Source organism: Psychrobacter sp. 5A.1, from assembly GCF_030407455.1.
In the GTDB taxonomy this organism is placed as follows: domain Bacteria; phylum Pseudomonadota; class Gammaproteobacteria; order Pseudomonadales; family Moraxellaceae; genus Psychrobacter.
On the sequence record NZ_JASDDJ010000083.1, the window covers coordinates 1 to 11,255 of the forward strand.

At 41.1% G+C, this 11,255-nt stretch carries 16 protein-coding genes; 12 read left to right on the plus strand and 4 right to left on the minus strand.

What is annotated here, in order from left to right:
- Positions 1–177: 177 nt before the first annotated feature.
- Genes QL982_RS13285 through QL982_RS13300 form a run of 4 tightly spaced genes read right to left on the minus strand, consistent with a single transcriptional unit; the run spans position 178 to position 2,286 of the window.
- Positions 178–498: a hypothetical protein gene (locus QL982_RS13285; RefSeq protein WP_290190386.1), complete on the minus strand. Its 321-nt coding sequence runs from the start codon at positions 496–498 to the stop codon at positions 178–180.
- A 10-nt stretch (positions 499–508) separates the two neighbouring features.
- Positions 509–802 (minus strand): hypothetical protein, encoded by a 294-nt coding sequence (locus QL982_RS13290; RefSeq protein WP_290165810.1) that lies wholly within the window; start codon positions 800–802, stop codon positions 509–511.
- Entirely contained in the window at positions 799–2,043 is a 1,245-nt protein-coding gene (locus QL982_RS13295) for a tyrosine-type recombinase/integrase (RefSeq protein WP_290190387.1), read from the minus strand. Before QL982_RS13295 ends, QL982_RS13290 begins: the two co-directional genes overlap by 4 nt.
- A 27-nt stretch (positions 2,044–2,070) precedes the next feature.
- Positions 2,071–2,286 (minus strand): hypothetical protein, encoded by a 216-nt coding sequence (locus QL982_RS13300; RefSeq protein ID WP_045456309.1) that lies wholly within the window; start codon positions 2,284–2,286, stop codon positions 2,071–2,073.
- A 122-nt stretch (positions 2,287–2,408) separates the two neighbouring features.
- On the opposite strand from QL982_RS13300, the gene QL982_RS13305 reads away from it, so the two are divergent.
- From QL982_RS13305 to QL982_RS13360, 12 genes are all read left to right on the plus strand, one after another.
- Entirely contained in the window at positions 2,409–2,645 is a 237-nt protein-coding gene (locus QL982_RS13305) for a helix-turn-helix transcriptional regulator (RefSeq protein WP_201634354.1), read from the plus strand.
- A gap of 655 nt (positions 2,646–3,300) precedes the next feature.
- Positions 3,301–4,629: a tyrosine-type recombinase/integrase gene (locus tag QL982_RS13310; RefSeq protein WP_290165820.1), complete on the plus strand. Its 1,329-nt coding sequence runs from the start codon at positions 3,301–3,303 to the stop codon at positions 4,627–4,629.
- A 38-nt stretch (positions 4,630–4,667) separates the two neighbouring features.
- Positions 4,668–4,970, plus strand: a complete 303-nt coding sequence (locus QL982_RS13315; protein ID WP_290165823.1) for a hypothetical protein — start codon at positions 4,668–4,670, stop codon at positions 4,968–4,970.
- Positions 4,971–5,108: 138 nt separating this feature from the next.
- A complete protein-coding gene (locus QL982_RS13320) occupies positions 5,109–6,044 on the plus strand; it encodes a hypothetical protein (RefSeq protein WP_290190388.1) in 936 nt (311 codons plus the stop codon).
- Positions 6,045–6,139: 95 nt separating this feature from the next.
- Positions 6,140–6,379, plus strand: coding sequence for a helix-turn-helix domain-containing protein (locus QL982_RS13325; RefSeq protein WP_290165672.1), 240 nt, complete (start codon positions 6,140–6,142; stop codon positions 6,377–6,379).
- A gap of 2 nt (positions 6,380–6,381) precedes the next feature.
- Positions 6,382–6,624 (plus strand): helix-turn-helix domain-containing protein, encoded by a 243-nt coding sequence (locus QL982_RS13330; RefSeq protein WP_201560077.1) that lies wholly within the window; start codon positions 6,382–6,384, stop codon positions 6,622–6,624.
- The gene (locus tag QL982_RS13335; RefSeq protein ID WP_290165676.1) at positions 6,621–6,908 is read left to right on the plus strand and encodes a hypothetical protein; all 288 of its coding nucleotides are present in this window, start codon (positions 6,621–6,623) and stop codon (positions 6,906–6,908) included. The genes QL982_RS13330 and QL982_RS13335 overlap by 4 nt, the downstream gene beginning before the upstream one ends.
- Positions 6,901–7,182 carry a hypothetical protein gene (locus QL982_RS13340; protein ID WP_290165679.1) on the plus strand — a complete coding sequence of 94 codons (282 nt, stop codon included), beginning with the start codon at positions 6,901–6,903 and terminating at the stop codon, positions 7,180–7,182. The genes QL982_RS13335 and QL982_RS13340 overlap by 8 nt, the downstream gene beginning before the upstream one ends.
- Complete coding sequence (locus QL982_RS13345) at positions 7,169–7,357, plus strand: hypothetical protein (protein ID WP_290165681.1); 189 nt, start codon at positions 7,169–7,171, stop codon at positions 7,355–7,357. The genes QL982_RS13340 and QL982_RS13345 overlap by 14 nt, the downstream gene beginning before the upstream one ends.
- Positions 7,344–7,520 carry a hypothetical protein gene (locus QL982_RS13350; RefSeq protein WP_290165683.1) on the plus strand — a complete coding sequence of 59 codons (177 nt, stop codon included), beginning with the start codon at positions 7,344–7,346 and terminating at the stop codon, positions 7,518–7,520. Before QL982_RS13345 ends, QL982_RS13350 begins: the two co-directional genes overlap by 14 nt.
- Positions 7,517–9,613: a DUF3987 domain-containing protein gene (locus QL982_RS13355; RefSeq protein WP_290165685.1), complete on the plus strand. Its 2,097-nt coding sequence runs from the start codon at positions 7,517–7,519 to the stop codon at positions 9,611–9,613. Before QL982_RS13350 ends, QL982_RS13355 begins: the two co-directional genes overlap by 4 nt.
- Positions 9,614–10,513: 900 nt before the next feature.
- Positions 10,514–11,017, plus strand: coding sequence for a hypothetical protein (locus tag QL982_RS13360; RefSeq protein WP_290165687.1), 504 nt, complete (start codon positions 10,514–10,516; stop codon positions 11,015–11,017).
- Positions 11,018–11,255 lie beyond the last annotated feature (238 nt).

Genomic DNA, 11,255 nt, shown 5'->3' on the forward strand with positions numbered 1-11,255 from the left:
GGTTTTACACCGATACAGAAACTCAATCAGGCAGCTTAATTCTATTTATTAGGTGTCTTAAGTTTGGGAGGGTTACCACTGTAGTGGCATAATTAAATTGGACAGTGTTTAAGAGAAATGCCGCGCACGAAAAAGCCAAACAGCTTAGGTTGTTTGGCTTCAAATATATCAAGTAACCTATCTACTGTTATTATGCTCACGCCACGTGGCATGCTCGCATACCTCACAGCACCAACTGTCTTTTGCCCGCATATAAGGAATGTCTGCTGGTATCTGTAAAGGGCACACATAACCACAGTACTCGCATCGCACATCATCTAAATAAGCAAAACACTCGCCGATTGTTGCGAATAGTACTTGAGGGCTTATATTATACTCCTCACAGACGGTTTCGATATGAGCGATATAATCACTTTCGTTATCATATGACCAGTAATCCTCACAGATTTTTAAATCTCGTGCGTTCTGCGTCATATTTGGCTGAAGCTTTACACTCATCACATTCTCCTTAGTAGCCGACATAGTCGGAGTGCGGTAATAGCTCATAAAGCTCGCTCTGAAGCTGACAACGCACATCCTCAATCACATAGTCAAGATTCGCATCCAAGCGCTTCTGTACCCATACACGCAATGCCATATCGTTATTAAAGCAAGACTTCACTCCTAAGAAGCGTGCGAGGTTATGACCCGATGAAACATATAACTCACGCATCAGTACATTAGCAATCTCATTCGCATCTCCACTGATTGCGCCATCAGGTTTAAACTTAGCAAACAGCTCTTCATAATTGATAATTGTCATTGTGACGTCTCCTTGTCTGTTTGTGCACTCGTAGCTGTTTCTTCAGTTTCAAAGCTATTTGATGCACTGGTCAGCTTCTCTTTGCTCGCTAATAGCAAGTTATCCATTGCTGAGCCATCCTGTCGGGTGATATCAGGCACATAGCGGCTATACACCCGAAACAGCATCTCCGTACTACTGTGACCCATCTGCCGAGCTATCCACTCAGGATTCTCACCAGCAGCCAGCCAAAGTGTAGCTGCTGTGTGCCGAGTCTGATAAGCACGTCGGTGTTTCAGGCCGAGTAGGGCAAGTGTGGGTTTCCATACCCGCCGGTTCACATTGCGATACTCCATCGGATTGCCCTGTGAGTTGCAGAATACGAACTCTGACTTACCATAGGTACGTTGCTTCTGCTCTAACAAAGCGTCGTACACCAGTTGCGACATTGCAATATCACGTTGTGAGCCTAACGTCTTCGTTGGTCCCATTTCACCGTTTACTAACGCCCCTTTAATACTGATCTCACGGCGATCAAAGTTAATGCAGTCCCACTTAAGCCCATCAATCTCACTGGTACGCATACCGGTAAAAAAGCGAATGGTGTAGTAGGGTCTATAATCAGCACGGACATGTTTTAAAATCAGCCATACCTCACTCAATGTAAACGGGTTTACATCAGGACGAGCTTGTTTAAGATTCTTAATATTTTTATAAGGCATCTCAAACTCATGGCGATCTGACGCTTCTTCTAGTATCATACGAAGTAGTATCATAATCTGATTGATTCGTGCTACTGACAGACTTGACTGACCATCTTTACCGTAACGAACTTTGGCGAGGGAGCTACGGAAGGTCAGCAAGTCTGATTTTTTTATGGCATGTACTGCTTTACCACCAAACTCAGGCAACAAGTACTTATCAAGAATAATCTTTATTTTTTGCCGATAGCTCGGTCGCCATTCAATTTTCCTCTCCTCATAAAAAATCTCTGAAAACTGCCTAAAGGTCGGATTGCGACTGATACAAGCTTCTGCTCTATCAGCCAGTGCTGTCATCTCCTGTGCCCGTTCACTTTTTGGAAAGTAAGCAGCGTAGTCGAAGATGCCTAGGGTTATTTCTGCTTCCATTTTTTCGATAATTTTAGCCAGCTTCTTTCGATTGGCTAGATTGTCTGTGAGATTTGTTGTCTCACGGCAACGCATATTCATATATCGAAAATCTACAAATAGCTTGCCACGTCTCGATCTTATTGAGGCCATTGGTTTAACTCCTTGTTTATATAAAAATTACTGTAAAGCCATGCCATTGATAGCGCTCATGACAGGTTTGCACATATCTTCTTCGATGCGCTCCCAGACATATAAAATCTTACGACCGCCAAAAGGACGAATGTAATGAATGTTCTCAATCAAAACAGTGTCCTTAAGTTGGTTACGGATAGTACGTGCGTCGTATTTAATACGCTCAGCCAATTCTTGAGTAGTGAGATAGGTCTGTGACATAATAGTTCTCCATGTGAAATAAATTTACTATTAGTGGGTTATTAGTTATCACTAATGAGTACATATTATATGCAAATATTATCACTTGCAAGCACTTTATTATCACTTTAAGGATTCTATGTATGATTAAGCTCAATTTACCTGTTTTATTTGCACAAAGAGGCATTCGTGTAGCGGATGCTGACAGGATGTCTAAACTAGGAAGATCTACTTTATATCGGATGTACAATAATGAAGTCACTAGAATAGACTTTGATTCATTAAATGAGCTTTGTAAGCTTCTAGATTGCACACCTGGAGATATTATCCTCTATGAAGAAGATGGAGTTTGTGAGGAAGGGGCTTCAGAAGAAAGTTAGAATGCTTACTAGGATGGTTGTTCGAAATGTCTTGAAAATCGTTAAGCTTAGTGCCGATAAGTATTTTACTCGGTCTAATTTTTTTTAATGTTAGGTTGTAGTCATCACTGGTTAAGCGACAATTAATTTTGAATGTTATAAAACTGAAGTGGATTTCGGAAAATTTAGGCCTCTAAAAAATACGTTTTTTGCTGAATTGAGGTTGGGTTCAAAAATCATCATAGTGCCAAATTTACTAGGTTAGGTGTCATGATGGTTTTTTAGCCAAAAAAAGCGAGGTTGTGGTCAGATACGTATTCGTAGTTTTAGGGGAGGGCACGGTTTGGGCACCAAGTGGGCACCGTTCCAAAAATGCTCTTTTTAATTCGTTAGTTTTTCTTAATTATTACCAAGATAGTTTTGTTGAAAAATCGCTACAGGCCTTGAAAATTGGACAAAAAAAAGCCTCACTGTTAAGAGGCTTTTTTCAATTTACATCATACAACTTCATAACTTAAGGAATAACAAAATAACCCTTTAAAGCCTTTATTCTATTGATATTGAGCATTTATAGATATATCATGTACTACAACGTACAACATTATTCTATAATATAAAACATTCCAAATGGCTACCAAAGTGGCTACCAGAATGGCTATCAAAAAGGGTTAAGGCAATGGCAAAGCAAGAGATAAAACTAGACTCACAAATACCAAAGGCCATAAGAGAAGCTACTCAAGCTGGCAAGACAACTATTTATCCTATTGCTGGCTATAAGGGCTTAGAGCTAAGAGTTAGACCGCATAAAGATAGCCCAGACGCTACAGCCGACTTTAGACATCGCTATACCCACCCAATTACTGGCAAACGCCCTTATATGACGCTAGGACAATACCCAGCGTTAAGCCTTGCCGATGCCCGTCAATATCACAACGACAATATGCAACTGCTAGCCAAAGATATAGACCCTTTAGAGAACAAAGAAACACAGAAACGGCAAGAAATAACCGATCGTCAAAACATACTTAATCATTTCATTAATGAGTGGCAAGCATTACAGGATAGTAAGAACCTGAGCGCAAAAACAATATATAACAATCAGCTACTAATTAAGCCCATCAAACAAAAACTAGGGCATATGAAAGTAACAGATATAACGCCAAGTATCGTTATAAGATTTATTCAAGATATACAAAAAACGCATCTCAACAAAGGGTTAAGGGCTAAGATCATACTTAAAAGCATTTTACAAATAGCTAAGGCTCATATGATTATTGAGTACAACCCAGCAAGCGACCTACAAGGAACGCTTAAAAGCCCCAAAACACAACACCGCCCATCATTAACAGACCCTAAAGAGTTTGCCGAACTGCTAAGAGATATTGACCAGCTAGACGATGCAAGCCAGCTTTATAATAAAAGAATATTACAGCTATTATCGCTTACGTTTGTTCGCATTGGTGATGCTTGTACTATGAAATGGAGTGATATTAACTGGCTTAAAAAACAATGGGAGTTTAAACCGCAAAAGTCTGGCAATAGAGGCGATATGGTGGCCAGTATCGTTATACCACTAGCACCGCAAGCCATTGCTATATTAAAGCAGATGCAAGCCTTAACAGGTGATAGCGAGTATGTATTTCATAACCCTAGACGCAAAAAAGAGCCTTACCACCATACCCAAGAAGTCAACAAAGTATTGAATAGTGACTTAATGAATAACGGACTAGGCTATAAAGATATTCACAGCCCACACGGTTTTAGAAGTAGCGCAAAAACTATGCTAATGGAGCGGCTAGGTTATGACGAACTGATAACCGAACTGGCACTAGGCCACCGCATGCTTAACGCTTATGGCACTGCTTATAGCCGTATGGATTTACTACATCAAAAAGCTAATATGATGACAGCATGGGCAAACTACCTAGATGATATAAAGGCTGGCAAGTTTGATAATGTCATTCATGCAGATTTTAAGAAAGCAGCCAAACAGAACCACGGCTAAAACCTAACCAACAAAACCCACCAATGGAGAAGTAGATCATGATTACACTAGACACCAAGCCAACACGCCAGCAATTAGATGACCGCGCATTTTGGGATAACCTACCGCCTGATGGTGCAGAATATGACGGCTTTGAATACTCACCTTGTTATTCTATTTTACAAGATGGTGAGCCTATCGACTTTAAAACAGATGACGGCAAAACATTAATGAACTCATTCCCTTATGAGTTGGCAGTTACAGAGATGCAACGCCTATCTAAAAAGCATGACAATATCACTTTAAAGATCACTGGCTATTATGAAAGCCTAGTAAGACGCGATAGACGATTAACAGCATAACCCTATCTAGCGGATAACACCGCTACAATGAACATGCAAGGCTAGGACTAATTACCCGAACGGCAGCGATTTACACACCTTAAAGCAGCCAGCGCCTTGCACCTTATTTTATATAAAGGTGTGTAAAGGTGTGATGATATGGGATTAATGGACAAACCAAAACAGGATTTTGAGCAAGATTATATTTCAATAAAAAACTTTATTTTATATCTAGCATTCACACAGAAAGAACCCGTGGAAACAGTTGTTTCATGGTTACTCTATAATGGCTTTGATCAAGATATTACTTCTTATAATGTAGATAAACATTATAGAACTTACGAATGTAAGAAAAAGAAAGGCAAAGATAAGAACATCGTGGATTTTTTTAGTCAAATTAGTATTGATACCTATCATGCCTACCATGAGTTTGAAAACGATATAGACCATGAGTCTTATTCACATTCTTATAAGTTAGTAGACGATTATTTTTTTCTAGCATTCGAAGACTTAGATAAGTTGGATTATTTAAAAGATTTTGATATAGACATAAGAGAGGCTACAAAATATAGCTACACTATATATGACTGTGATAATGTCACTGTTAAGACCAAACTTAAACACCCACTTGTAAGAACGGGCTTAACATGGATGAATTTTAGCTTAGAAGAGAGTAATAGCAAACAGGCTAGCAATACTGCAAAGGGTCATGATGATAAGGCCCTCACAATAAGTTTAGATTACATTACTAGGCAAATAGAATGGGCGGCTAGTGGTGAATATAACCCTAGCGAAGATCACGAAAAAGATGAACAGCTTATCAGTGAAAATCAAATTACAAATAGTCGCAATCAAGATAGTAAATTGATAGCAGTATTAGCTTTATTGCTTGCTAGAAAATCTAGCGCTTATACTATTGGTGACAACAAACCAAATGCCACGCAAATCAGCAATGCCATTTATCAGTTTGCAATTGACGACCTACAGATAGCTGATGAAGATACAAATGGGCTAAAAGCGAACATAGCTAAAATCAGTAAGTCTATTCAAGAACATACGGACATTCTTTACAAGCAACCGCTGAAAAAACCTTAACTTTAACTTTAATTAATTAACTTTAATTTTTAACAACACCCCACATCGCACAATAAGCCTTAACAACTTTCATTAACTGAATAGGAGTTAAGGCAATGCCTAACACTACCCCCACAGCACCCCTCAACAAGCTAAACCTAGCTTACCTATTGGCGAACCCAAAAGAGCTTTATCAGGTTAAGCAAATAGCTGATGTATTCCATAAGCACCCTGAAACTATTAGACGATGGATTAAAACGGACAAGATCACAAAGCCGTTATCTATCAATGGCGTTTACTACTTCAAAGGTAGCGACATTGTGGACTATCTAAACGCTACTAATGAGGGGATATAGTCATGGATAAGCCAAAACGCACTCAAAACCAAATCATTAAAGATCATCTTTTGACAGGCCAATCAATCACACGCTGGCAAGCTATCGAACTTTATAGAATAGCCACGCTACCCACTCGCATTAATCAGCTAGAAAATACAGGCTTAACCATACAGCGCAAGCGAGTAGATAAAGACGGCAAGCACTGGAACGTCTATTGGATTGATACACCCGTTACTAATGCAGCCGATGAGGTGACCAAATGAATAACCACCCTAGCATATCAATCGACACCCCAGCCGAACGCCTAGTAACTGTGGATAGCCTTTACTTACGTCTTATGTATGACCGCATACAGGACATTTACCGCGATACCGACCATCTAGCCACCGCGCTAGATGCTATCAATACAAAAGACGATGTTAGCCAAGGCGTACTTGTGGCAGTCAAAGCAGCACTACTGAGCAATAGCGAGCTGGCAGGTATTGTTAGCGAGATGTTTTGTGAACACGCATTACCGTACCAAGCGGAGGCAACAAGCCATGAGTGATAACGACTTTATAACTCAAGTCATGGACGGGCTAAAAGAACAGGGTTATTTGATGATACCTGATGACTTTATCGACCAGCTCATCATTACCTTGCACGCCAATGTGACCGCCATTAATAGCCTGATAGAGATAGTAAAAGTAGAAAACGAGTTACTAGCTTTACGCTGTGCGTTACCTACAGGCAGCCGACAAGTGGAGTCACTAAAAGAGCTATCCACACGCATAGCAGAAATAGCCTTTAACGTGGAGGACGTAAGAAATGACCAAAGATAACAGAACCAATCTAACAGCCGACCACGGGCAGCCCAGCACCAGCCAACCGCAAAGACGCGGCTTATTACTTAGGTTTATCGTCTTTATGGCATGGGTTATAGGCATTGGCTTACTAATATCATTAGTAGCTTGCCAGCAAGTAAAAGCGCAAGGGGTAACTTATGAGCAGCGATAACCCTAAAACATTCATGGACGCTCAACTTGCCTATGCTAAATCAATACATGGCAGGGAACAGAAAAGGCGTGATAAAGAGATGCAACGCTACTACCAAATAAAACGGGCAGCGGACAAGATACAGCAATCATATGATGATGACGGCAAGGAGGGTGACAGATGACCACACCACAAACCGACAGCCAAGAAAAAACCCGCGGCAAGGCGGGCTTAGTTAGCATTTTAGGTGAACATCAGCCAGCAACGGCGCAAACGCTACAAGATGACGAACTGCTAAAGAAATTACACGATATTTTAGAACCTAACAGACTACTAGATATTAAGGCTAATTTGTCAGTAAATCAAGGTGAGCTACTAACCACTGGCATGGTGGGCCTAGTATTGCATAACAAAGACTATGAGCCGGTAAACTTGTTATGCATGCCACCAAACGGCAAGCCCAAAGACTATGTAGTGACTGATCCTTTTGAAACGGCCGCTTTTATCATTGGCACGATGGATAGCACCCACGAACTAATAGCCGTTGATAATATAGCTGATGCCGTAGAACTGTCTTATTTCATGTTAGGTGAACCGGTAACAATACTAGCCAGCCGTGATGAATGGTCATTTAATGACATGGTTAAGCATTTTTCACAAGATGCACCCGTTACCGTGATGACCACAGCGGACGTTAAAGACAAGTTTATAAAACCACTGATAGGCTCAAACGTGAGGGCCGTTATTACCAGTGAACGCACCGTATTAGAGCACTTAGAGTATGGCCCGTTAAGCTATCAAGCCATATTAGCCCTTGATGATACAAAGATAATCGACCTTAAAAGCACAGCATGGCCCACACCTGAGCCGCTATCAAGCGACCCCAGCAAACCGACACGCTACCCAATAGAAGCATGGGACGGACTGCTACAAAAGGTTATTAAGAAAATAGCTTATTATCAGCAAGTGCCTGATGCAATGGCCGGTCAATGTATCTTAGGCGCATTAGCCCACATGGGACAGGCCCACGTTGATGCACCTATTGGCTATAAGCATATGCCGGCAAGCCTGATCTTAATCACTGAGGGGGAAAGTGGCAGCGGCAAAACGCAAGCTATGGACTTAAGCCACCATAAAATAAAAGAGTATGAGCAGAAACAGTATGAGCAATATATAACAAGGCATGAGGAGCACAAAGCACAGCTTGCCAGCTTAAAAGGTGCAGAACTCAAAGACTACCAAGCCAATGAGCCAGCACCCCACAACCCCGAACGGCTATTTAAAGATGCCACTATTGAGCCGGTACTCGATAAGTTTGTTAATGGTGAAATTACAGATGCATCATGGTCCACTGATGACGCGGCCCAATTCTTTAATGGTCATACAATGAAAGGTGACACAGCCGGCAACGCACTAGCAGCCATTACCGACCTTTACAGCGGCGGTGAAGTGAACCGGACACGATCACAAAAGAACGCTTATGCCAACCCACGCACTAAAGCCTATAACGTGCGTATGACATTAATGTTAATGGCTCAACGCATTATATTAGAACCGGCCTTAACTGATGACATGATGAACCAGCAAGGCTTTTTAGCAAGGGCCTTAATTGCATGTCCTAACAGCTTGCAAGGTTATAGAACATGGGACGATATAGAGCGCAGGCAGCAAAGCCCATTTATGGATAGCGACCTACAAGCCTATTGGAGCAGATGCAACGACCTACTAGACCCCGTGGACAGTAACGCGCCCACCGATGAGAAAGGAGCACCTAAACGCTTTAAAATGTGCTGGCAGGACAAACAGACAGAACAAGTATTCTATGAGCATATGCAGGCAATAGAGAACCAGCAAGCTAAGAGCATGCCATTAGAGTATTTAAAAGCGTATGCCTCACGTATGGCAGAAAATGCCAGCCGCATAGCCACATTGATAGCATTCTTTGATAAGCGTAAGACCATTACCACCGATGACATTAAACGGGCTTTTATGTTGGTTAGCTACTCAACGGCCGAACGCTTGCGCTATCAAGATGCAACGCCAACAGGTGAACAAACTGACCTTGAAAAGCTAAGCGTATGGCTAATAGACAAGGCCAAAGGTAAAAACCCAGCGGTATTAAACAAGTCTTTTGTGACACAGCATGCACCCAATGCGCTAAGAGGTAAAAAGCTTAATTACTTACTTGATGACCTAGAAAGCATGGGACATATCAGGCTAGAAAGTGAGGGCCGCCGCCGCTTAGTGTATGTTAATCCTAAGCTTATTAATGATTAGCAACCAGTAAAAGCCGCTAAACTTGCTAAACTTACCTACAGCCCTTACCAGTTAAGGGCTTTACTTTAGCTGTATGACTGCTAAGCATTGCTAGACTTGCTAATCTATCGCTAAACTTAGCCAATACAGACGAACGTTAGCAGAACTATAGCAACTTTAGCGACCCTTAGCAGGTGGCAAGCTAAGCCAAACGCCTTATAAATAAAGGGATAGAGCGAACTTTAGCAACTTTAGCGACTTTTTGTAGGTATAAAACTATATTGGCAGGCGTTTATCGTCTGCTTTTTTTTATGGACTGCAAAAACCTAAGGGAAACCTAAGGTTAGGCGTTCAATACTCACTTGCAAATCATGGGCAGCATGTTGTCATTTGTTTACATTCAAAACAGTTTGCCGACATGCCAGCATGTTAAGTTATGTTAAGGTTTAAAACTAAATGAGTGGTACTCAATGGACAGATCAAGCCCTTTTTATAGTGTAAAGAAACTAAGGTTTCCATAAGGTTTTAGATGTGAGCAGTTTTGCGCCTATCTCATGCAAAGGGTAGTTTCTTAACAAGTACGAGCATGAGAACAACGGCAAGATTACGGCTAGTTTTCGGACACGTTAGAACCTCACAAAACCTCACATTCATTTCATTACTGGCAGCACCTACCACCCCATGATTACCACAAGGTTAGAACCGTATAAAACCGTACATTCAAAACCGATTAATACAGCCGCCGACTTGTCAAAACTTGTTATTCAAAACCTAACAAAACCCAACATTTTGCACAGCCAAGAACCTGATAAAACCTGAACCCCAAACCTTACTAAACCTTACATTCAAAACCAAAATAAAGACATAAACAGATAGGTCATGATAGAGTTAGGCGAACTTCATTAATGATTTAGACAACCTATGCCAAAAAATGCTACAGCTAGCTGTTTAGACCGTCATCAAAAATTATCAATAACTGACTACAAAGAGCATATTAAAAAAGCAAGTAAGCAAGGGACTATAAGTTACTTTGATTTTTCTTATAACTACAGAGGCAAACCCTACAGCTACAAATTACAGATAACTACCACACCTTGCCATTATGGCGGCGTTCGCTACTGGTGGCAGTGCCCGAAGTGTGCCAAGCGTGTAGGCGTGCTGTATTGTGCAGGGCTTTACGTTTGTAGGCATTGCTTAGGGCTTAGTTACTATAGCCAGCTACAACATACTTACCAGCGACCCGATAACCGTATGGAGAGTATTAGAAAGCGTTTGAAGTGGCATGAAAACCCTTATCGAAAACCTAAAGGCATGCATTATAAAACCTACAAGCGGCTATTCACTGAGTATCACGAGATAGAAGATTATTATATGAGCTGCTTAACTAAGTTTGATGGGGTTACTAGTGTTAAGAGAATGAAGTAAGGCTAGTTTTTCGGAGTGCTATAAAAGCATTGAAAGCTACAGGTAGCTATAAGAATGGCTACCAAACTGGCTACCATATAGTAGAGTATTTAATAAAACTGCATTATAAACAGTTACTTACGCATGAAAAAAAGCCTCACTGTTAAGTGAGGCTTTTTAAGTATTTGGAGCGGGAAAAGAGATTCGAACTCTCGACCCCAACCTTGGCAAGGTTATGCTCTACCACTGAGCTATTCCC

Coding starts and splice junctions, on each gene's coding strand:
- QL982_RS13320 (WP_290190388.1), top strand. CDS start 5,109: ATGGGATTAATGGACAAACCAAAACAGGATTTTGAGCAAGATTATATT.
- QL982_RS13290 (WP_290165810.1), bottom strand. CDS start 802: ATGACAATTATCAATTATGAAGAGCTGTTTGCTAAGTTTAAACCTGAT.
- QL982_RS13340 (WP_290165679.1), top strand. CDS start 6,901: ATGAGTGATAACGACTTTATAACTCAAGTCATGGACGGGCTAAAAGAA.
- QL982_RS13305 (WP_201634354.1), top strand. CDS start 2,409: ATGATTAAGCTCAATTTACCTGTTTTATTTGCACAAAGAGGCATTCGT.
- QL982_RS13295 (WP_290190387.1), bottom strand. CDS start 2,043: ATGGCCTCAATAAGATCGAGACGTGGCAAGCTATTTGTAGATTTTCGA.
- QL982_RS13310 (WP_290165820.1), top strand. CDS start 3,301: ATGGCAAAGCAAGAGATAAAACTAGACTCACAAATACCAAAGGCCATA.
- QL982_RS13325 (WP_290165672.1), top strand. CDS start 6,140: ATGCCTAACACTACCCCCACAGCACCCCTCAACAAGCTAAACCTAGCT.
- QL982_RS13315 (WP_290165823.1), top strand. CDS start 4,668: ATGATTACACTAGACACCAAGCCAACACGCCAGCAATTAGATGACCGC.
- QL982_RS13335 (WP_290165676.1), top strand. CDS start 6,621: ATGAATAACCACCCTAGCATATCAATCGACACCCCAGCCGAACGCCTA.
- QL982_RS13350 (WP_290165683.1), top strand. CDS start 7,344: ATGAGCAGCGATAACCCTAAAACATTCATGGACGCTCAACTTGCCTAT.
- QL982_RS13355 (WP_290165685.1), top strand. CDS start 7,517: ATGACCACACCACAAACCGACAGCCAAGAAAAAACCCGCGGCAAGGCG.
- QL982_RS13285 (WP_290190386.1), bottom strand. CDS start 498: ATGAGTGTAAAGCTTCAGCCAAATATGACGCAGAACGCACGAGATTTA.
- QL982_RS13360 (WP_290165687.1), top strand. CDS start 10,514: ATGCCAAAAAATGCTACAGCTAGCTGTTTAGACCGTCATCAAAAATTA.
- QL982_RS13345 (WP_290165681.1), top strand. CDS start 7,169: ATGACCAAAGATAACAGAACCAATCTAACAGCCGACCACGGGCAGCCC.
- QL982_RS13300 (WP_045456309.1), bottom strand. CDS start 2,286: ATGTCACAGACCTATCTCACTACTCAAGAATTGGCTGAGCGTATTAAA.
- QL982_RS13330 (WP_201560077.1), top strand. CDS start 6,382: ATGGATAAGCCAAAACGCACTCAAAACCAAATCATTAAAGATCATCTT.